We start from the raw sequence: 20,998 nt of genomic DNA, 5'->3' as shown, positions 1-20,998 counted from the left end.
CCTAGGGCACGCGCGGCGCGTGTTCCGCGCCCTGCCCGACCGCCCGCTCGCTCATCCAGCGCAGCAGGTCCAGCCACATCTGGCGCATCTCGGCATCGAGCGGCGTGCGTGTGGAATTGGGCAGTTCTATGGTCACCACCGGCACGCCTTTGTGGATGCCGCCGTAGTTGCCCAGCGAGCCGGGGAAGATGCCGACCTGGTCCAGGTAAAGCCGCCCCAGGCGCGAGGGCGGAACCGAAGGCCCGTCGAAGTCGAGCACGCCGTAAGGCGCATGGATGCTGACGATGAGCTGCGGCTTGAAGCTTTGCATCTGCTCGTGCAGGAAACGCGACTCGGGCTCGGACAGCGGCTTGGGGCCGGGCCAGCGGCGCGGGTCCTTGCCCGTGCGCTTTTCCCAGTAGACCTTGGCGTCGCGCTCCCAGTTGGGCGTGGGGAAGTTGCGGTTCAGGTCCACACCGTGCGCGTTGACGCGGCGCGGCGGCGTGGACAGCACGCCGTCGGGATTGAGCACCGGCACAAAACGCCAGTGCACCACCTGTGGCGCGTCCTGCGGCGGCTGCCCTGCCAGCTTGATCCAGTGCAGGGCCACCGCGCCCGAGGACAGCTCGTCGCCGTGGATGGCGCCCACCACCAGCACGCGCAGGCCGGCGTTGTCGGGCTTGATGTCGCGCACCCAAAGCGCCTGCCCGTTGACGGATCGCGCGCCCGTGGGCTGCAGTTGCGCCGCCTCGCAGAGTTCCCGCTTGACGTTCGGCAGTTTGGCCGCGTAGTCGGCGCAAGGCGAATCAGCCCGGGCACTGCCCGCTATGAAATAGGTAGCAAACAGGCAGAGGGCAAAGCGGTGAAACGGCATGCCCGCGAGTTTAACCGGCGTCCGCCGCGGCCCCTGCCGTCCACCCGGCTAAACCCTGACGCAAGTGGGCCGGGGCCGTATCAGTTAAATTAGCCGTCTATGCCGACCCCCGCCATACCTCGCCAGGCGAGCAGCCCCAGTTTTTCACAGCGGGAATTCCGGGCGTCGCTGGCCATGTTCGCCACCGGGGTCACCATCGTCACCGCGCGCACGCCGGCCGGCGTGCTGGTGGGCCTGACCGCCAACTCCTTCAATTCGGTGTCGCTGCAGCCGCCGCTGGTGCTCTGGAGCCTGGCGCGCGCGGCCGGCTCCATGGCCGCGCTGAGCACCGGCTCGCACTACGCGATCAACATCCTCGCGGCCGACCAGAAAGAGCTGGCCGAACGTTTTGCCAGCGGGCGCGCCGACCGTTGGGACGGCGTGGCCCACACCGAGGGCGCCAGCGGCGCGCCGCTGCTGGACGGCGCGGCCGCGCACTTTGAATGCTTCAACCGCAGCCGCTATGAAGAAGGCGACCATGTGATCTTCGTCGGAGAGGTCGAGCGCTGCGGCCACCGCGCGGGTGCCTCGCCGCTGCTGTTCCACGGCGGCAGGTTCTACACCGAACATCCGCTGTAAGCGCGGAAAAGGCGGCGGCCGACCGCCCCGCCACCCTCAGGTCCCGTTTGTTTTCCCAGGCCCTTCACCAATGACACGCAAGACCCATCTCGACACCCTCGCCATGTCCCTGCTGCTGGGCTGCTGCCTGTTCTGGGGCCTGCAGCAGGTGCTGATCAAGGCCACGATCAGCGAGATCCCGCCCATGTTCCAGGCCTCGCTGCGCCTGGTCGGCGCCACGGCCCTGCTATGGCTGTGGTGCCTGTGGCGCAAGATCCCGCTGTTCAGCCGCGACGGCTCACTGAAGGCCGGCCTGATGGCAGGCGCGCTGTTCGGTGCGGAGTTCGCCTGCATCTACGTGGGCCTGCAATACACCAGCGCCTCCCGCCTCACGGTGTTTTTGTACACCTCGCCCTTCTGGGTCGCGGCGCTGGTGCCGCTGTGGGTCAAGTCCGAACGGTTGCGCGGCCTGCAGTGGCTGGGCCTGCTGTGCGCGTTTGCCGCCGTGGTGTTCGCGCTGCGCGAAGGCTTTACCGGCGACCATGCCTCGACCGCGCGCGGCGACCTGCTGGCGCTGGCCGCCGGCATGCTGTGGGGCCTGACCACCGTGGTGATACGCGCCACCCAACTGGTCAAAATCTCCGCCGAGAAGCTGCTGTTCTACCAGTTGGCCGTCAGCGCCGCCGTGTTTCCCCTGCTGTCGCTCTACCTGGGCGAGCAATGGTCCTGGCACTTCAGCCCGTTTGCCATCACCTCGCTGCTGCTGCAGACGGTGATAGGCGCGTTCGCCAGCTACCTGGCCTGGATGTGGATGCTGGGGCGCTACCCGGCCACCAAGATTTCGGTGTTCGTGTTTTTCACGCCGCTGTTCGCGCTGCTGTTCGGCGCGCTGTGGCTCAAGGAAAGCGTGACCACCGGCCTGCTGGTGGCGCTGGCCACCGTGGCGGCCGGCATCGTGCTGGTCAACCGCAAGCCGGCAGGCGCATAATTTTTCGACATGACGACCCACCCACGCATTCCCGGCCACCGATTCCTCCATTCACCGGGCCCCACGCGGGTGCCCGACGAGGTCATGGACGCGATGCGGCGCCAGCCCATGGACCTGGCCGACCCACGGCTGGAGCGCGTGATCCAGGCCTGCGAAACCGGGCTCAAGGCGCTGCTGCAAACCGACAAGGCCGACGTCTTCATGTATGCCTGCAACGGCCACGGCGCCTGGGAGGCCGTGATCGCCAACCTGCTGGCGCCGGGGCAACAGGTGTTGATCGCCGGCACCGGGCATTTTTCCGAATCCTGGGCTATCCAGGCCGAGGCCATGGGCGCGAAAGTGCTGCGCACAGCGTGGCGCGAGGGCTACCCGATTGACGTGCCCGCCATGGAGGCCGCCCTGCGCGCCGACACCGCGCATGCCATCGTCGCCGTGTTTGTGGTGCACACCGACACCGCCAGCGGCATGACCAGCGAGCTCGCCAAAGTCCGGCAGGCGCTGGACGCCGCGGGCCATCCCGCCCTGCTGGTGGTGGACGTGGTCGCGTCGCTGGGCGCGGCGCCTTTTGCCATGGACGCGCTGGGCGCCAACGTCGTGCTGGGCGCCTCGCAAAAGGGATTGATGGTGCCGCCCGGCCTGGCCTTTGTCGCCGCCGATGCCGCCGCGATGAAGGTGGCCGCGGCCAACCCGACACCCCGGTTTTACTGGGACTGGGCGCGGCGGCAAAGCCCGCTGAGCTACCGCAAGTTCTGCGGCACGCCGCCGCAAACCCTGCTCTTCGGCCTGGAAGCCGCGCTGGGGCTGATCTTTCATGAAGGCCTGGAACAGGTCTTTGCCCGCCACCGCTTGATCGCAAGCGCGGTGCATGCCGCCGTCAAAGCCTGGAGCGAAGGCGGCGCGCTGGCGCTTTTTGTGCGCGAGCCGGCGGCGCGCTCGGTCTCCGTCACCACGGTGTCGGTCGGCGCCGGCATTGATCCCGAGGCCCTGCGTTCAGTCGCGCGCGAACAATTCCAGGTCGCCATCGCGGGCGGCCTGGGACCGCTGGCGGGACGCACGTTTCGCATAGGCCACCTGGGCGATATGAACCCGGCCATGATCCTGGGCTGCCTGGCCGGCGTGGAAGCCGCCATGAAGGTGCAAGGCATTCCCATAGGCAGCGGCGGCGTGCAACATGCCGTCGCGGCGCTGGCAGGTGAGCGCTGAGCCCGAACCGTGATTGCCTTACCCGCGTTCATCCGCGTCGTCTGCGTAGCGGGTCAGATTCATCCGCAGATGACGCAGATTTACACAGATTGAAAATCAGACTTCCAGACTTCGTATTGATGCGGCCTTTGTGTGCATCACTACTGTGATGCGGTAATGCCGCCATCCAGGTACAGCACCTGGCCCGTGACAAAACGCGAGGCCGGCGCCGCAAAAAACACCGCCGCGCCGGCCACGTCCTGCGGGTCGGCCACGCGGCCCAGGGGAATGCGCTCCAGCACCTGCTGGCGCGTCTCGGGGTTTTCCAGCCAGTGGCGCGCCATCTCGGTCTGTACCACCGTGGGCGCGATGCCGTTGACGGTGATGCCGTGCGGCGCCAGCTCACTCGCATGCTGGCGTATCAGCATGACCAGGCCGCCCTTGCTGCTGCTGTAGGCCGAATAACCGCGGCCGCGCAGGCCCAGCTGCGCGCGCACCGAAAGCAAATGAACCTGCGCGCCGCCTTGGCCGCCTTCAATCTGTTTTTTGGCCGCGGCCTGCGCGAGAAACATCGCGGCCTTGAGGTTGACCTGCAGCACTTCGTCAAACGCCTCTTCGGTGACCTCGAGCAAGGCCTGCTCGCGCTGCATGCCGATACAGTTCACCAGGATGTCCAGGCCGCCCCACTGCCGTGCCACGGCGTCGACCGACGCCTGCATCTGCGGCACCGAATGCGCGTCCATGGCCAGGCCCAGGGCCTCATGCCCCGCCGCGCGCAAATCCGATGCCACGGCCTGCGCCTTGGCCCCGTCGCGGCCCGACACCGCCACGCGCGCCCCGGCGATGGCCAGGCCCCAGGCAATCGCCTCACCTATGCCGCCGTAACCGCCGGGCACATAGGCGGTCTTGCCGCGCAGGTCAAACAAGCCTGTCAGCGCGGTGCTGAAATCAATCCGGGGTGTGATGCTCATGGATGCGAAATTGTGGGCGCAAAGCGGGCGGGCGGCGAAAGGGCTTTCCCTTGTCTCCTCAATCCATCAGCAGGCCGCCGTTGAGGTCGATGATCTCACCGGTGATAAAGCCCGACAGCGGCGACGCCAGGAAGCGCACCACGTGGGCGAACTCCTCGGGCTCGCAGAAGCGGCCGACCGGGATGTCCTTCAGCAGCTTCTGGCGCTGCTCCTCGTTGAGCTGTTCGGTGATCATGGGCGTCTTGACGTAGGCCGGCGCCACCGCATTGGCCGTGACGCCAAAAGGCGCGAGCTCACGTGCCAGCGAAAAAGTCAGCGAGCTCATCGCACCCTTGGACACCGAATAGGCCGTGCCCGCCGTCAGCCCGCCCGTCTTGGCCGCCAACGAACTGGTGTTGATGATGCGGCCGAAGCGCCGCGCCTTCATGGCCGGCACCACCTGCTGCGCGAGGTAAAAAGCGCCGTCCAGATTGGCCCCCAGCACGCGCCGCCATTCAGCGGCTTCGGTGGCCTCGACCTTGTTGTTGGACAGGATGCCGGCGTTGTTGACCAGGATGTCGACGGGCCCGAAGGCCTTGACGACAAGCGCATGGCCGTCGCTCACGGCGGTGGGGTCGCTGATGTCAAACGAAAACGCCTGGGCGCGCGGCCCAAGCTCATCCGCCAATGTACGGTTGCGCTCATGGCTTACGTCCACCATCGCAACCTTGCAACCGTCTTCAAGCAAGGCCTTGACGACGGCCAGGCCCATGGTGCCGGCCGCACCGGTGACCAGCGCGACTTTATCTTGCAGCGGTTTCATTCAAATACTTTCTGCGGTACGCGGTGACAGTGAGAGTCAAGCGTCGAGGACGCTTTTTTTGCCGAACAAACCTCGGGACCGGAAGGTCACCACGGCGATGAACAACAGGTACATAGACATCAAAGACCACTCTGACGCATAGGAGCCGGTCAGCCCCACCACCATGCCCACCATCAAGCCGGCAATCACCGCTCCCCACAGCGAACCGACACCGCCCAGCACAATGATCAAAAAGGCCGGCACCACCGCGTCCACGCCCACATGGGGGCGTATACCCCAGATCGGCGCCATGACCACGCCCGCGATGGCCGCCAGCGCCACACCGAGGCCGAACACAAAAAGGCGCAGGCGCGAGAGATTGATGCCCAGGGCCCGCACCATTTCACTGTCGTGCGCGCCGGCCTTGATGATGGCGCCGTAGGGTGTCTTCTGCAAAAACACCCAGAGCAGCACAATCATCAGGATGGCAAAGCCGCTGGCGAAGAAGCGGTACTTTGAATACACCAGGTCCCCCATCAGGAAGGCGCCCGAAATGGCCTCGGGCAGCATGAGCTGCTTTTCCGACGAGCCCCAGACCACGCGTATGCCCTCTTCAATCACCAGCGCGGCGCCGAAAGTCAGCAGCAGGCCGTAGAGCGGGTCGCGGCCATAGGTGCGCCGCATGCACAGCTCCAGCAACATGCCGAAGATGCCGACAAAAATGGGCGCGAAGATCAGCGCCACGCCGTAGCGCGTGCCCAGCGGCAGGCCCATGTACCAGGCCTGCAGATTCGGAAACATGCCCAGCTGCGGCGCGACCAAAAACAGCGCGAAGTACATGCCCAGCGCGAACAGCGAGCCGTGCGCGAGGTTGATGGTTTCCATCACCCCCACGATGAGCATGAAGCCCAGCGCGATGAGCGCGAACAGCAGGCCCAGCGAGATGCCGTTGACGAGGTGCGGAACCAGCTGAAGCAGGAAATCCATGGTGGCCTTGAGAAAAGGTGGGCGGCTGGGCGCTCAGGCTTCGTAGCTGGGCGTCGCGTCGTAGCTCTCGAGCTTGCAGGCGCCCGCGGCGTCCTTGTCCATCACGTCCTTGGGGTCGGCCTGCGTGAGGATCTTGAAGATGTCGTCCTTCTCGGCGGGCTGGTCGTTGTAGCTGGCCATGTAAATCGTCTGCTGGCACTGGTGGGTGACCGGGTCCATCCACGCGTCGTAATGCTGCAGGCGGTCGGCCGCGCTCATCTTGCGGCCTTCGAGTTTTTTGATGACCGCGATGTTGTTCGTGGTGCCGGCTTCCTCCACGCAGCGCAGCAGCTCGCGCGTGGCCATGTAGCTGTTGTGGAACACATTGCCCGGCACGCGGATCGCCATGCCCGGGAACTGCTTCTGGTAGGCCGCGACGAACTCCTTCACGCCGGGCAGGCCCAGGCGCCAATACCAGGTGGTGCCGAAAACGCCGAAGATGGCCTCGGGGCCCAGGCCGTAGACGTCGGGCCAGTCCTGCTGGTTGTTGATCCAGGCCATGGTCTGGTTCATCTTGAGCTGCACCACCTGCTGGCGCAGCGCCTTGATGTCGTCGCCGCCCACGGCCGTGGCCACCACATTGGGCTTGAGCTGCTGCAGCTTGAGCAGGTAGGACGAAAAATCGCGGGTGTTCTGCGGCACCAGGAGTTCTTCCACGACCTTGCCGCCGTTGGCCTCCACGATGGCGCGCGTCGCCTTGGAGGTGGTGTGTCCCCATACATAGTCGTTGGTCAGCAGCACCCAGTTGCGCCCGCTGGCCTTGATGGCGTTCTTGACGATGGCATTCGAAAAATTGGTGCCGTTGCCGTCCCAGACGAACTTGGTGCGGTGGCAGTCCTTGCCGGCCTCGGTGGGGCTGCTGGAGTTGGTGTTGAAAAACACCGTGCCGTATTTCTGCGCGACCTGCGAGATGGCGTTGGACACGCCCGAGTGCACCGCGCCTATCAGGAAGGCCGCCTCGTTGCGCGTGATCATGCGTTCGGCCACGCGCGAGCCCGTGGCCGGCGTGGTTTCGGTGTCGATGTGGATGGCTTCGATGCGCCGGCCCAGCACGCCGCCCTTGTCGTTGAACTCCTTGATGGCCATCATCGCGCCCAGGCGCTCCTCGCCGCCCGAGGCCGCGTACAGGCCCGAGGCGTCCATGGTGAGGCCTATGGTCAGCGGTTTCTTCTGGCCGGCCTGCGCCCAGGCGTGGTTGTGCTTCCAGGGGCCCATGAAGGGCGCCGCGCCGTACAGGCCCGCGCCCACCAGCGCCAGGCTGGAGTGCTTGAGCAGTGCGCGGCGCGAGGTGGCCGCGGCTTCGGGTGTGGATTCAGGGGCTGCGGGCTTGTTGTTGATCTCGCTCATGGTTTTGTCTCCTGCGTGTGAATGGTTCGAACGGTCCGAACGGGTCGGCCTAACGGGGAACGATCTTGACGTCGTTGAGTTTTTCCTGCGCTTCAAAAAGCGAAGCGATCAGCTTGTCGCCGAAGCCGGCATTGCTGGCCTGGATCAGGCTCTGGTGCGTGGCCTCGCCCATCAGGCTGCTGACCGGCAGCATCTCGGCCAGGTGGGTGTAGTAGCGCAGGTCTTTCTGCGCATTGGCAATGCCGAACTTGAAGCCGGTGACGTCGCCTTCTTTCAGGGTTTTGGTCGCCATCATCTGGAAGATGCCGCAGTTCACGCCGCCGGCCGAGATCACGTCATACAGGCGGTTGAGGTCCAGCCCGCTTTTGGCCGCGACCGCGAAGGCCTCGGCAATCGAGGCGGCGAAGCTCATGGCCATCATGTTGTTGACCAGCTTGAGCACATGGCCGTGGCCGGGCGGGCCGACATGAAAGATGTTTTCGCAAAAGGCCTTGAGCACCGGCTCCAGCACCTTGAAGTCTTCGGGCTCGGCGCCCACCATGGTGTTGAGCCGGCCTTCTTCGGCCTCCTTGGGCGTGCGCGCCAGCGGCGCATCGACCAGCTTGATGCCCCTGGCCGCGAGGTCTTTGCGTATGCGGGTGCTGGAGGCCGGCTCGGCCGTGGAGGTGTCGACCACGATCAGACCCTGGCGGCCGCCGTCCAGCAGGCCGTCCTTGCCATAGACGATGTCCTCGACCTGGGGCGAGCCGGTGACGCAGATAAACACGATGTCGCTGGCCTGCGCGCATTCGGCGTTGGTTTTCGCTTCCTTCGCCCCGGCGGCAATAAGGTCCGCCAGGTTGTCGCGGTTGCGATTGACCTTGAAGGTCAATGCGAAGCCTTTGGCCAGCAGGTTTTTGGCCATGCCGTGGCCCATCATGCCTATGCCGATAAATCCAATCCTGGGTGTCATCTTTGTCTCCGTCCTGTTTCTTGTTTTGCGGTCAGTTCAGGGCCTCGGCCGCGGCATCGGCGTGCCGGCCGGTTCGCGCCTGGTCCCAGAGCGCGATCAGCCGCGCATAACGTGCAGCAATGTCCTGGACCACCGCCGCGTCATCCATGGCGCCGGCAAACCAGCCGTTCGCGGCGTCGGCAAAAATCGAGCGCCCGACCGCAAAACCCCGGCAGATGGCGTGCGGCGCGGCGATGCGAAAGCTCTGGTCCAGCTTTTCCTCGCTGGCTTCCAGGCCCAGCACCAGCACGCCGCGGCAATGGGGATCGTGCTGATGAATGACCGCCGCGATCTTTTCCCAGCCGGCCGCGCTCGCGGCGGGCGGCAGCTTCCACCAGTCGGGGAAAACGCCGGCCTGGTAGATCTGCGCCAGCGCCTGCGGCACCGTGTCCTCGTCGGCCGCCATGTCCTTGGGCGGAATGACCTCGATGAGGAATTCGTGAAAGCTGTCCACGCTGGCGTGCTGCAGGTCGGCCAGGCTGGCCAGCTGGCTCTCGCGCAAGGCCTCGGGGTCTTGCGGGTGGTAGCTCACCAGGCATTTGGCGACATGTTCGCCAGGCCAGGTCCGCATGGCCGCTCCCAGGCCGGCGCCGGCCTCGAAGCGCAGCGGGCGCGAGCCCGGCAGCTCGACGGGCCGCGCCACCCACCAGCCCTTGCCGGTCACCGTGGGAAGCACACCTTCGCCAAAGCGGCCGTCGACAATCACGCCGACACCGGCGCGCCGGCCCGCGCCGCGCCGTGCGCCCTCTGCGATCAGGGACTTGAATCGCGGAATGCGCTCGTTTCCCTGGCCGTGGCGCGCGGCCAACTCCTCCAGTTGCATACGATGGTCGAAAGCCAGGATGACCAGTTCTTCCCAACGCCGGGTGCGCGTGCTGGTGCGGTGCAGGTGCTCCAGCCGCGCGTCTTCTCGCAAGCGGCGCGTCGGCGAACCCTGCGCCAGGAAAAACTGCAGCTCTTCCCAACTCGCCATCGCCGGCGCGCAGCCGTGGCGCGAGACCACCAGCGCGCCGCAGGCATTGGCATAGGCACAGCAGCGGGCCAGCGGCTCGCCCGGTATCCAGCCGCGCAGAAAGCCCGACATAAAGGCATCACCCGCGCCCAGCACGTTGTAGACGTCGACCGGAAAGCCCGGGCCCTGCAAACCTTTTTCGAGCGAGTCGGGAATCGCGCCGTCAAACACCACGCAGCCCATGGGTCCGCGCTTGACGACCAGCGTGCCGGCCGTCAGCTCGCGCAGGCGGCGCAGGGCGGCCAGCGTGTCGGTGCTACCGCCGGCGATGTGGATTTCTTCCTCGGTTCCGACCACCAGGTCGCAGTGACCGATGATGGTTTGCAGGTGCGCGCTGACCTCGCCCGAAGGCACAAAGCGCTGTTCGCCCATGCCGGGGCTGGTCAGGCCCCAGAGCACGGGGCGGTAGTCGATGTCCAGCACCACCCGCGTGCCGGCGGCCTTGGCCAGCGCCATGGCGCGGGTGCAGCTTTCATAGGTAAGCGGCTGCGACAAATGGGTGCCCGAAATCAGCAACGCCTTGGAAGAGGCGATAAAGGCCGCGTCGAAGTCCTCAGGGCTGATCGCCATGTCGGCGCAGTTGTCGCGGTAGAACACCAGCGGGAAGGTGTCGCGGTCCTGGATGCCCAGGAACACCAGCGCGGTCAGGCGCTTGGGGTCGGTGGCCACGTGGCTCACGTCCACGCCTTCGGCCGCCAGGGTTTCACGCACAAAGCGGCCGTTGTGTTCATCACCCACGCGCGTCAGCATGGCGGGCTTGAGGCCCAGGCGCGCCACGCCCACGGCGGTGTTGGCCGGCGAGCCGCCCAGGTATTTGCTGAAGCTCTGCATGTCTTCGAGGCGGCCGCCTATCTGCTCGCCGTACAGGTCGACGGCGGCGCGGCCCACGCAAATCAGGTCCAGCGGGCGGTTCATGTGGTCCTCTTGCGTGCCGGCCCGGGGGCGGGCTTGCCCTTGGTTGTGGTTTTGGCCGCGCCCTGCTCGGCCAGCTGGTGGCCGGTGCTAACCACCAGCGCCTGCGCCAGGCACAGCGGCGCGACCAGCGAACGGAAGGGCTTGGACGAATCGTCGGCCAGCTCCAGGCAGACCTTGGCATGCGCCTTGAGCGGCGAGAGCGGGCCGTCGGTGATGGCGATCACCGAGGCGCCCAGTTTGGCGGCGATGGCGGCTGCCTCGATGACCTCGGGCGAGTAGTTGCGAAAGCTCGCGGTGATCAGCACGTCGCCGGGCGCGATGGAGCGCAGGCTTTCGCGCAGCATGCCGCCGGTGCCGTCGAGCAAATGGGTGCGCAGCTCCAGCTGGCTCAGCGCATAGGCGAGGTAGCCCGCCACCGGAAAGGCGCGGCGCTGCGCCAGCACATGGATGCGCGGCGCCGAGGCCATGAGCTTGACGGCGGCCTTCAGGTCGGCCTGGGCGATGCTTTCCTCCAGGTGGCCCAGTTCGGCCACCGATTCGCCCACCAACTGGTGCAGCACGCCGGCCGGCGCGCGCTCGCCGTTGAGCTGCTTGCGGCGCATCTGGTCTATGCGCTCCCGGTAACTGTCGGAGCGCTCCAGCAGGTGGCCGCGGAACACCTGCTGCATTTCGGAAAAGCCGCCGTAGCCCAGCGCGTTGGCAAAACGGATCATGGCCGAGGGCTGGACCTCGGTGGCCTCGGCCACCGTGGCCACCGTGCCCAGGGCGAGCTCGTTGGGCTGCTCCAGCGCGAAGCGCGCGATGCGCTGCAGCTGCTTGGACATGTCCGGGTAAGTCCGGCCTATCAGCGCCTTGAGTTCTTCGTAATTCGTTGCAGAGTCCATGGGTCCTTGCCGCCTCGGGAATGCGATGGGCCGGGCCGGCTCGCATCGCGTCAAATTAGAATAAATGTTCTTGCGTATTTAAATAATAGAATTTATATTCTGTTTTGTCCAGCTTCTTTTTTTGAACGCTTTTTCGTTTTCCCTTCCTCCAAGAAAAACCCAAGAGAGACAAGGTCCCCATGCAACTCGCTTCCGGCCGCGCGCCGCTGATTCCCTTGCCGATGCTCGCCACGCTGCTGGTGCTGCTGTCCACGCCGCTGTGGGTGGGCCGCGTCGGGCTCTACCAATACCTGGCCCTGGAAATCATGATCTGGGTGCTGTTCGCGCTGGGCTACAACCTGCTGCTGGGCTTCACCGGCCTGCCCTCCTTCGGGCACGGCGCTTTTTTCGGCACGGGCGCCTACGCCTTCGGCCTGCTGCAGCTCAGGGTCTGGCCCAACCTGTGGTTCGACCTGGCCGGCGCGGTGCTGGTCACGGCGGCGCTGGGCGCGCTGGTGGCGCTGTTTATCTCGCACCGGCGCGGCATTTATTACGCGCTGCTCACCATCGCCTTCGGCCAGGTGTTCTGGTTCATCGCCAACAAATGGCACACCGTCACTGGTGGTGAGGACGGGCTGCTCAACATCAAGCGCCTGCCGGCCGATTTCGGTTTTGTGTCCTTCAACCTGTCGGGCAACAACGCCCTCTTCTTCTTTTGTCTGGCTCTGTTCGCGCTGGTGCTGCTGGGGCTGTGGCGGTTGATCCATTCGCCGCTGGGCCGCATCTTCAGCGCCATCAAGCAGAACGAGACACGCGCGGCCTTTGTGGGCTACAACGTCTGGCTCTACAAATGGCTGGCCTTCACACTGTCCACCGCGGTGGCCGGTCTGGCCGGCGCGCTGTTCGCCATGGCGCAGCAGTCGGCCTACCCCAACGTCATGAGCCTGCACAACTCGGGCTTTGTCGTGATGATGGTGCTGATAGGTGGCGGCCTGGTGAGCTTCTGGGGCCCTGTCATAGGCGCCACCTTTTTTATCCTGGCACGCGACCTGCTGGGCGCCTACACCGAGACCTGGCTGCTCTGGTACGGCCTGGTCTTTATGGCCATGGTGCTGTTCAAGCCCGAAGGTATTGCCGGCGCATGGCAAGCCTGGAAGGCCAGGCCGCGCCGCGCGATCGCCGCCAAGCCGGCTCCCGCGGGAGGTGCGCTGTGAAGCTCTTTGAGGCCAGCGGCCTGTCCAAACGTTTCGGCGCCCAGGTGGTGCTGCAAGACATCACGCTCAGCTTCGAGGAAGGCCAGCTGAACGGCATCATGGGCCCCAACGGCGCGGGCAAGACCACCTGCTTCAACGTGCTGACGGGCCGCTACAAGCCCGACCGCGGCCGCGTGACCTTTGCCGGCGAGGACATCACCGGCCTTTCGCCGCGCGAGATCGCGCGCAAGGGCGTGTCGCGCTCCTTCCAGATCATGAATTTGTTCGACAGCTACACCGCCCTCGACAACGTGCTGGTGGCCACGCCACATGTGCGCAGTCAGGGCTTCAACCCCTGGCGCGACCTGGGCGCCGACGACACGGCGCAACAACTGGCCGCCGCGATTCTCGAACGCGTGGGCCTCAAGGGCAAGGAGCGCACGCTGGCCAGCAGCCTGTCTTACGGCGAGCGCCGCGCGCTGGAGATCGGCGTGGCACTGGCGGCCGAGCCGCGCATGCTGTTCCTCGACGAGCCTACTGCCGGCCTGGGCGCCGAAGGCACGGCGCGGCTAATGGAGCTGGTGAAAGAACTCAAGCGCCAGCTGACCATTGTGATCATCGAACACGACATGAACTTCCTCTTCAAGCTCGCCGACCAGATCTCGGTCATCCATTGGGGCCAGGTCATCAGCCAGGGCACGCCCGATGCCCTGAAACAGAACGAATGGGTGCGCCGCTCCAACCTGGGAGCCCTGGCATGAGCGCCGTCCTCCAACCCGCGATCCAGGCCCCTCCACAGCCGGAGGGCATGCTGGCCGTGGAGCGCATAGACACCTTTTACGGCGAAACGCAGGTGCTGTTCGATGTCTCGCTCAAGGTCGGCGCCGGCGAAGTGGTGGCGCTGCTGGGGCCCAACGGCGCCGGCAAGACCACGCTGCTGCGCTCGGTGCTGGGCCTGACACCGCCGCGCAAGGGTGGCATCCGCTTCGACGCCCGCGACATCACGCGCATGCCCACGCATGAGATCGCCAAGGCCGGCATGGGCTGGGTGCCCGACGACAGGCGCATCTTCCCGACGCTGACGGTGGCGCGTAACCTGGCCATCGCGCGCAAGGCCACACGCTTTCGGTCCTGGCACGAAAAAGAGTGTTTTGAGATTTTCAGCGCGCTCGAATACCTGATGCACCGCGAGTGCGAAAACCTCTCGGGCGGCGAGATGCAGATGGTGGCGATCTCGCGCGCGCTGCTGGGCTCGCCCGGCCTGGTGCTGTTCGACGAGCCCAGCCAGGGCCTGGCGCCCAAGGTGGTGCAGGACGTGATGAAAACCATCAGCCGGCTCAAGGCCGAAGGCATCGCGGTGCTGGTGGTCGAGCAGAACGTGCAAAGCGCGCTGCAGGTGGCCGACCGCGCCTATGTGATGAACCAGGGCGTAATCGTTCACGAGGGCCCCGCGGCCGACCTGCGCAACAACGCCGCCTTGTGCCGGCAGCTTTTGGGAGTCTGACCCGCATGAGCCATCCACTCCATCCACTGTTACGCGTCGAGAACCTCGCCAAGCAATACCAGCGCGGCCTCATCCGCAAGACCACGACCTTTTCATTGAACGCCGACTTCGAGGTGCACAAGCCCTGCGTGGTCGGCGTCATGGGCCCCAACGGCTCGGGCAAGACCACGCTGTTCGAGCTGATCACCGGCAGCAACTTGCCCAGCGCGGGCCGCGTGCTGGTGAACGGCCAGGACATCCACCAGGTGCGCACGCGCGAGCGCGACCGGCTGGCCATCCACTACCACCAGTCCTACCAGGTGCGCTCGTTTCAAAAGACCAGGCCCGACTTCATGCTGGCGCACGCGCACAGCGATTCGCCGCTGGTGCATCTGTTCGACGAACCGCAGTTCAACACGCAGGACGGCTACATCGGCTTTATGCTGGACTTCTTTGCTCGACTCAAGGCCAACGGCCGGCTGGTGTTTTTATGCCTGCACCCCAACGAGTCCTACCACGTGGACATCCTGCGGCAATGCTGCGAGCGCTTTATCTTTGTGCAGAAGGGCGTGGTCAGCGAAGCGCCTGACTTCGATACGCTGGCGCGCGACGAGAAGGTCAGGGCCTACCTGGGGGCGCTGGCGCCGGCGACGGCCTAGAAGCTGTTCTCAGATCAGGCTGTGCTTTCTGGCCCGGTAGGCCAGCTTGGCGCGTGTGGTGCCCAGCCGCCGCGCCGCCGCCGAGAGGTTGCCCTGGCAGGCGGAGATGGCGCGCTCCAGCGTGTCGCGCTCGGTTTGCTCCAGGGATTGCGGCGAGGCGGTGGCGCCCGCCAGCACGGGGTTTGCGCAGGCCGGCACGCCCTCGAAGTTCAGCGTGCCCGAGCTGCCCTGCATGCGCAAGGTCATAACCTCGGCACTCAGGGTTTCACCGCCGGTGAACAAATGGTGCACGTCGATCAGGCCGTCGGCATCGGCCATGATCACGGCGCGCTCAATCAGGTTTTGCAGTTCGCGGATGTTGCCGGGAAAGTCGTAGTTCAGCAGGGTGCGCACCGAGGCCTGCGTGAAGCCGCCGGTGTTGCAACCGTGCTTGCGCCGGTAGTGGTTGAGGAAATGGTTCATCAGCAGCGGAATGTCGTCGCGCCGCTCGCGCAGTGGCGGCAGGTGGATGGGAAACACATTGAGCCGGAAGAACAGGTCCTCGCGAAAGCGGCCCTCGCGCACGGCCAGGCGCAGGTCCTCATTGGTGGCGGCCACCACACGCACATCCACCGCGATGCCGCGCGTGCCGCCCACGCGCTCGACCTCGCCCTCCTGCAAGGCGCGCAGCAGCTTGCCCTGAGCCACAAAGCTCAGCATGCCGATTTCGTCGAGGAACAGGGTGCCGCCGCTGGCGCGCTCAAAGCGGCCCGGCCGCGAATGGCTGGCCCCGGTATAGGCGCCGCGCTCCACGCCGAAGAGCTCGGACTCGATCAAGGTTTCCGGAATGGCCGCGCAGTTCACGGCGATGAAAGGCTGGTCCTTGCGCGGGCTGATCCTGTGCAGCATGCTGGCGAATTTTTCCTTGCCCACGCCGGACTCGCCCGTGAACAGCACGGTGGCCGAGGTGCGCGCCACGCGGCTTAACTGGTGGCAGGCCGCGTTGAAGGCCGATGAGGCCCCCACCATCGCGTCGCCGGCCGCCGCCTCGCTGGGCGCCAGGTCGGCCGGGCCCGCTTCGCTGCGCGCATAGGCCGCGGTGTCGACAAACTCCCTGGCGTTCAGGTAGCGCATGTCCTCCTCGATGTTGTCCCACTTGTCGGCGGACTTGCCGACCACCCGGCACTGCGCCTGGCCCATGGAGCGGCACATGGTTTCGCGGAACACGATCAGGCGGCCGAACAGCGTGCTGACGTAGCCAGTGGCGTAACCCACCTGCATCCAGCAGGCCGGCGAGCCGCCTATGCCGTAGGCGGCGATGTGTTCGTCGTCCTCGCTGGAGTTGTGCCAGATGAATTCGCCCTCGTAGCCGCTGGTGTCGGGGTCGTAGGTCACGCTGACCAGCTCCACCTTGACCACGCCTTCGAGCGCATGCAGGCGCGTGCCGGCCATGGCCGCCGCCGGCGGATCGGCGTCGGGCCAGTGCTTGCGCACCAGCTGGGCATCGCGGGCGCCGCTGACATAACCGGCGCGGGTGAACAGGCCGCGCGCCTTTTCAATGCCCATGCTGTCGACCATCTCGCGGCGCATGGCGCCCAGCGCCTCGGTGTGCAGCAACACCATGCGCTGGTCCTGCAGCCAGATGCGCCCATCGCCCGGCGAGAAGAACAGGCATTCGCTGATGTCCGCGATCGTCGGGTGCGTGTCGCCGCCTATGTGGGTGCTGGCAAAACCGCCCATGGCCTTGGCCACCGACGCGCTGTCGAAGCTGCCCAGCGCGACGCCGGTGGCCCGGGCCACCTCGGCCAGGGAAATGCGGTCGGAGACACCCATGGCGTTGGTCCTTGATTGATCAAATGGTGAAAAAGTAGTTTTACTTTATAACTATTTGATCAAAAAACCCTCAGTGCTTTCCATGTGCTGCGCCGCAGCAATCGGACCTAGGGTATGTCCCGGTTTTCCCAGCGAAAAAACGCCCGGCGCAGCGCCCCGGGCGGGGCCTGGCGCGCCGCGCTGGTACATGCATTGCGATACAGCAGCACGACGCGCCGATGTGGCGAGCTGATCAAACAACCGTGAGGACAAAAGCAAATGGGTGTATCCGACGCGAAGGCATTTCTGGATTTTTCCGCGCTGGCGAGCGCGCCGCTGGGCGGCGGCAAGCGTGAGGTGGTCGAGCCCGCAACCGGAAAAGTGATGTGCACCGTGGGCATCGCCAACGCGGCGGATGTGGCAGCGGCCACGCGGGCGGCGGCCGGCGCGCAAAAGCCCTGGGCCGCCCTGCCCCCGCGCGAGAAGGCCGAGGTCTTTCGCCGCGCCGGCGCGCTGTTCCAGCAGCACTTCGACGAGCTCGCGCTGTATGCCACCCGCGAAACCGGCGGCATCCTGCCCAAGGGCCAGCACGAAATCCGCGAGGCCATCACGATCTGCCACCTGGCCGCGGCCATGCCGCTGCAGCCCCAGGGCCATGTGCTGCCCAGCGTGCCGGGGCGCACCAGCATTGCCCGCCGCATGCCGCACGGCGTGGTGGGCGTGATCTCGCCCTTCAACTTTCCGCTGATCCTGACGCTGCGCGCCGTGGCGCCGGCGCTGGCCGCGGGCAATGCCGTGGTGATCAAGCCCGACACCCGCACGCCGGTGACCGGCGGCCTGATGATCGCGCGCATTTTTGCGGAGGCGGGCCTGCCCAAGGATTTGCTGCATGTGTTGCCCGGCGACGCCGAGGCCGGCGAGGCTTTGGTGACCGACCCGCTGGTGCCCATGATCGCCTTCACCGGCTCACCCGCCGTGGGCAGGCGTATCGGCGAACTCGCGGGCAAGCACCTGAAAAAGGTGTCGCTGGAGCTGGGCGGCGCGAACTCGCTGATCATCCTGGACGACGCCGACCTGGACATCGCCGCGAGCAACGCGGCCTGGGCCGCCTACCTGCACCAGGGCCAGATCTGCATGGCCGCCAACCGCATCCTGGTGCACCACAGCATCGCCGCGCCCTTGCTGCAGCGCCTGGTCGCCAAGGCCACGCACCTGCCGGTCGGCGACGGCGCCACCGGCCAGGTCGCGCTCGGGCCGCTGATCGACGCGCGCCAGCGCGACCGCGTGCATGCCATCGTGCAGGACAGCATCAAGGCCGGTGCGAAGCTCGAAGCCGGCGGCACCCATGACGGCCTGTTCTACAAGCCGACGGTGCTGTCGGGCGTGAAGCCCGGCATGCGCGTGTTCGACGAGGAAACCTTCGGCCCGGTGGCCAACATCATCACCTTCGGCAGCGACGAGGAGGCGGTGGCGCTGGCCAACAACAACACCGGCAGCCTGGCCTGCGCCGTCATTTCGCGCTCCGTGGGCCGCGCCATGGCGGTGGGCCAGCAGCTCAAGGCCGGCATGGTCCACATCAACGACCAGACCGTCAACGACGACTGCGTCAACCCCTTCGGCGGCCCCGGCATCGCGGGCAACGGCACCAGCGTGGGCGGCCCGGCCGACTGGGAGGAATACACGCAGTGGCAGTGGATGACCATCAAGGACACCGCGCCCATGTTCCCGTTCTGAATCGGGCCTTCAGCCCACGACTTCACCACTTCAAGGAGCGCTTCATGAATCCCCACACCCCGGAGGCCTTATGAGCCTGCAAGGCAAAACCATCGTCATCACCGGCACTTCGTCGGGCATAGGCGCCGAAACCGCCAGGCTGGCGCGCTTCCAGGGCGCCCGGGTCATAGGCATGGACCGCAACGACCCCAGCCTCACGCTGGACGGCTTCATCAAGGCCGACCTCGGCACCGCCGAGGCCATAGACGCGGCCGTGGCCCAGCTGCCGGCCCAGGTCGATGCGCTGTGCAACATCGCCGGCGTGCCGGGCACGGCCGAGGGCGAGCTGGTGGCCCGCGTGAACTACCTGGGCCTGAGGCATTTGACCGAAAAAGTGCTGGCGCGCATGCCGCGCGGCGGCAGCATCGTCAACGTGGCCTCCATCCTGGGCGCCGAATGGCCGCAACGCCTGGCCCTGCACAAGGAACTCGCGGCAGCCAAGGGCTTTGAGGCCGGCGCCGCATGGTTGCGCGCCCACCCGGTGCCGCAGGCGACCTGCTACCAGTACTTCAAGGAAGCGTTGATCGTCTGGAACGCCGTGCAGTCGCAGGAGTGGTTCCTGGGCAAGGGTGTGCGCATGAACTGCGTGGCACCCGGCCCGGTATTCACGCCCATCCTGGGTGACTTCGTGGCCATGCTGGGCCAGGAGCGCGTGCAGGCCGATGCCCACCGCATGCTGCGCCCCGGCTTTGCCGACGAGATCGCCCCCGTGGTGGCCTGGCTGTGCGGCGACGCCGCGCGCTGGGTCAGCGGCGCCAACATTCCCGTCGACGGCGGCCTGGCCTCGACCTATATCTGACGACATCCGACACGCACACGGCGGGTGCGAGGGCATCCGCAGCAACGACCACAACGACACCCCACGAGGAGACAAAACCATGACCAAGTTATTCACCCCCTTCCGGCTCAGCACGCTGGCGCTGAGCTGCAGCCTGGCCTGCGTGCTGCCGGCCCATGCCTTTGAGCTGGAATCCGCCGACCCGGACACCAAGATCCGGCTGGACTTCACGCCCAAATACAGCCTGGCCTGGCGGCTCAAGGATCCGTCGGCGCTGCTGACCTCGCCCGCCGCCCGCGGCGACGGCGGCGTGACCAACGAGAACGACGGCGACCTCAACTTCAAGAAGGGCCTGATCTCCAACCGCGCCGACCTGCTGACCGAGTTCGACTACAGCCGCAGCAACTGGGGCCTGCGCATCAGCCACTCGGCCTGGTACGACTCGCAGTACCTGCGCGCCAATGCCAACGACGGCACGGCCGGCGTCAGCAACTTCGCCGGCCAGCCCGCCAACCAGTTCGTGCCCGCGACCCGGGACCAGCATGGCCGCGGCGACGAATTCCTCGATGCCTTTGTCTGGGGCAAGGGATCGATAGGCAGCATGCCGGCCTCGATACGCGTGGGCAAACACGCGCTGCAGTACGGCGAGAGCGTGTTCTTCGGCCAGAACGGCATCGCCAACGCGCAAGGCCCGGTGGACATCGCCAAAATCGTCTCGGTGCCGAACTGGCAGTTCAAGGAAGTGCTGCTGCCGGTGGAGCAGATCTCGGGCACGCTGCAGGTGGCCGAAGGCCTGACGCTTGGCGGCTACTACCAGCTCAAGTGGCGGCCCAGCAAGATCCCCGGGGTCGGCAGCTATTTCTCCAACCAGGACTACATAGGCGGCGGCCGCGTCTACCTGGGCGGGCCGGTGCTGCCCACCGACACCAGCCGCGACCAGAAGCCGGGCGACAGCGGCCAGTTCGGCGCGCAGCTGCGCTGGGCCCCGGCCGGCAGCAACTATGAGTTCGGCCTGTACGCGGCGCGCTACAACGACAAGACCCCGGCCGTCCCGGTGTTCGACCTGATCAACGGCAATGTGCACAACGTCTATGCCAAGGGCATCAAGACCGTGGGCGCCAGCGTCACCTCGTCGATCGGCCAGCTCAACTGGGCGCTCGAAGGCTCGCTGCGCAGCAATGCGCCGCTGGCCAGCGACCCGGCCGTGCTGGGCGGCGCGCCCTTCATGCCGCCGGCCAACTGCGACGGCTCGGCCGCCAACCCCTGCTATGCCACCGGCAGGACGGCGCACATCAACCTCTCGGGTATTTATGTGCTCAACAAGTCCAGCCTGTGGGACGGCGGCGCCCTGGTGGCGGAACTCGCCTGGAACCGGCTGCTGAGCGTGACGAAGAACCCGAGCGCCGTCGGCTTCGGCGGGCTGGACCCGAATGCCACGCGCGACGCGGCGGCGTTTCGCATGATTTTTGAACCGCAGTACTTCCAGGTGCTGCCCGGCCTGGACCTGTCCATCCCGCTGAGCCTGGGCTACAACTTCGGCGGCCGCTCCTCGGCCGTCATCAACTTCGCCGGCGGCGCCAGCAAGGCGGGCGACGTGAGCATAGGCATCAAGGGCAAGTACCAGAACGCCTGGAATTTCGCGCTGAACTACACGGCCTTCTTCGGCAAGGAAAACACCTTGACCGTCACCGACCCGAGCACGCCCACCCGCATGCTGTCCTATGGCCAAAGCCTGAAAGACCGCAACTACGTTTCCTTCACCGCTTCCCGCACGTTCTGAGTTTCCGACTTTTCG

The 20,998-nt window shown here is 66.2% G+C and carries 19 protein-coding genes; 10 read left to right on the top strand and 9 right to left on the bottom strand.

The genetic code is table 11. The annotated features are described in order from the left end of the window. Position 1: 1 nt before the first annotated feature. Positions 2-853, bottom strand: coding sequence for a M14 family zinc carboxypeptidase (locus PMI15_RS20170; RefSeq protein WP_007873746.1), 852 nt, complete (start codon positions 851-853; stop codon positions 2-4). Between the two features lie 99 nt (positions 854-952). On the opposite strand from PMI15_RS20170, the gene PMI15_RS20165 reads away from it, so the two are divergent. From PMI15_RS20165 to PMI15_RS20155, 3 genes are all read left to right on the top strand, one after another. Next, complete coding sequence (locus tag PMI15_RS20165) at positions 953-1,471, top strand: flavin reductase family protein (RefSeq protein WP_036840303.1); 519 nt, start codon at positions 953-955, stop codon at positions 1,469-1,471. 70 nt (positions 1,472-1,541) lie between these two features. Then, positions 1,542-2,438 (top strand): DMT family transporter, encoded by an 897-nt coding sequence (locus PMI15_RS20160; protein ID WP_007873740.1) that lies wholly within the window; start codon positions 1,542-1,544, stop codon positions 2,436-2,438. A 9-nt stretch (positions 2,439-2,447) separates the two neighbouring features. Further along, complete coding sequence (locus PMI15_RS20155; protein WP_007873738.1) at positions 2,448-3,641, top strand: alanine--glyoxylate aminotransferase family protein; 1,194 nt, start codon at positions 2,448-2,450, stop codon at positions 3,639-3,641. Between the two features lie 140 nt (positions 3,642-3,781). Here PMI15_RS20155 and PMI15_RS20150 read toward each other — a convergent pair whose 3' ends face one another. The 7 genes from PMI15_RS20150 to PMI15_RS20120 are packed head-to-tail and all read right to left on the bottom strand — an operon-like array spanning position 3,782 to position 11,547. Beyond that, on the bottom strand, positions 3,782-4,591 hold the full coding sequence (locus PMI15_RS20150) for an SDR family NAD(P)-dependent oxidoreductase (protein ID WP_007873736.1): 810 nt from the start codon (positions 4,589-4,591) through the stop codon (positions 3,782-3,784). A 58-nt stretch (positions 4,592-4,649) separates the two neighbouring features. Continuing rightward, complete coding sequence (locus tag PMI15_RS20145; RefSeq protein WP_007873734.1) at positions 4,650-5,393, bottom strand: SDR family NAD(P)-dependent oxidoreductase; 744 nt, start codon at positions 5,391-5,393, stop codon at positions 4,650-4,652. Positions 5,394-5,429: 36 nt separating this feature from the next. Continuing rightward, positions 5,430-6,359: a branched-chain amino acid ABC transporter permease gene (locus PMI15_RS20140; protein WP_007873733.1), complete on the bottom strand. Its 930-nt coding sequence runs from the start codon at positions 6,357-6,359 to the stop codon at positions 5,430-5,432. A 33-nt stretch (positions 6,360-6,392) separates the two neighbouring features. After that, on the bottom strand, positions 6,393-7,745 hold the full coding sequence (locus PMI15_RS20135; protein ID WP_007873732.1) for an ABC transporter substrate-binding protein: 1,353 nt from the start codon (positions 7,743-7,745) through the stop codon (positions 6,393-6,395). Between the two features lie 49 nt (positions 7,746-7,794). Continuing rightward, positions 7,795-8,697, bottom strand: a complete 903-nt coding sequence (locus tag PMI15_RS20130) for an NAD(P)-dependent oxidoreductase (RefSeq protein ID WP_007873731.1) — start codon at positions 8,695-8,697, stop codon at positions 7,795-7,797. A 31-nt stretch (positions 8,698-8,728) separates the two neighbouring features. Next, positions 8,729-10,663 (bottom strand): 5-dehydro-2-deoxygluconokinase, encoded by a 1,935-nt coding sequence (gene iolC / locus PMI15_RS20125; protein WP_007873730.1) that lies wholly within the window; start codon positions 10,661-10,663, stop codon positions 8,729-8,731. Beyond that, positions 10,660-11,547: a MurR/RpiR family transcriptional regulator gene (locus tag PMI15_RS20120; protein WP_007873729.1), complete on the bottom strand. Its 888-nt coding sequence runs from the start codon at positions 11,545-11,547 to the stop codon at positions 10,660-10,662. The genes iolC and PMI15_RS20120 overlap by 4 nt, the downstream gene beginning before the upstream one ends. A 179-nt stretch (positions 11,548-11,726) precedes the next feature. On the opposite strand from PMI15_RS20120, the gene PMI15_RS20115 reads away from it, so the two are divergent. The 4 genes from PMI15_RS20115 to PMI15_RS20100 are packed head-to-tail and all read left to right on the top strand — an operon-like array spanning position 11,727 to position 14,861. Then, positions 11,727-12,740, top strand: coding sequence for a branched-chain amino acid ABC transporter permease (locus tag PMI15_RS20115; RefSeq protein ID WP_007873728.1), 1,014 nt, complete (start codon positions 11,727-11,729; stop codon positions 12,738-12,740). Then, positions 12,737-13,480 (top strand): ABC transporter ATP-binding protein, encoded by a 744-nt coding sequence (locus tag PMI15_RS20110; protein WP_007873727.1) that lies wholly within the window; start codon positions 12,737-12,739, stop codon positions 13,478-13,480. Before PMI15_RS20115 ends, PMI15_RS20110 begins: the two co-directional genes overlap by 4 nt. Beyond that, complete coding sequence (locus PMI15_RS20105; protein ID WP_007873726.1) at positions 13,477-14,223, top strand: ABC transporter ATP-binding protein; 747 nt, start codon at positions 13,477-13,479, stop codon at positions 14,221-14,223. The genes PMI15_RS20110 and PMI15_RS20105 overlap by 4 nt, the downstream gene beginning before the upstream one ends. Positions 14,224-14,228: 5 nt before the next feature. Continuing rightward, positions 14,229-14,861 (top strand): ATP-binding cassette domain-containing protein, encoded by a 633-nt coding sequence (locus tag PMI15_RS20100; protein WP_007873724.1) that lies wholly within the window; start codon positions 14,229-14,231, stop codon positions 14,859-14,861. A 9-nt stretch (positions 14,862-14,870) separates the two neighbouring features. Here PMI15_RS20100 and PMI15_RS20095 read toward each other — a convergent pair whose 3' ends face one another. Further along, a complete protein-coding gene (locus PMI15_RS20095) occupies positions 14,871-16,673 on the bottom strand; it encodes a sigma-54-dependent Fis family transcriptional regulator (protein WP_007873722.1) in 1,803 nt (600 codons plus the stop codon). Between the two features lie 258 nt (positions 16,674-16,931). Between PMI15_RS20095 and PMI15_RS20090 the strand changes: the two genes are divergently transcribed. From PMI15_RS20090 to PMI15_RS20080, 3 genes are all read left to right on the top strand, one after another. After that, positions 16,932-18,386, top strand: coding sequence for a benzaldehyde dehydrogenase (locus PMI15_RS20090; protein ID WP_007873720.1), 1,455 nt, complete (start codon positions 16,932-16,934; stop codon positions 18,384-18,386). A gap of 70 nt (positions 18,387-18,456) precedes the next feature. Further along, positions 18,457-19,224, top strand: coding sequence for a coniferyl-alcohol dehydrogenase (locus PMI15_RS20085; protein WP_007873718.1), 768 nt, complete (start codon positions 18,457-18,459; stop codon positions 19,222-19,224). A gap of 79 nt (positions 19,225-19,303) precedes the next feature. Next, entirely contained in the window at positions 19,304-20,983 is a 1,680-nt protein-coding gene (locus PMI15_RS20080; RefSeq protein WP_007873716.1) for a DUF1302 domain-containing protein, read from the top strand. The last annotated feature ends 15 nt before the right edge of the window (positions 20,984-20,998 follow it).

It is taken from the genome of Polaromonas sp. CF318 (assembly GCF_000282655.1).
Classification (GTDB): Bacteria; Pseudomonadota; Gammaproteobacteria; order Burkholderiales; family Burkholderiaceae_C; genus Polaromonas.
This window is presented reverse-complemented; position numbering and strand designations above follow the sequence as displayed.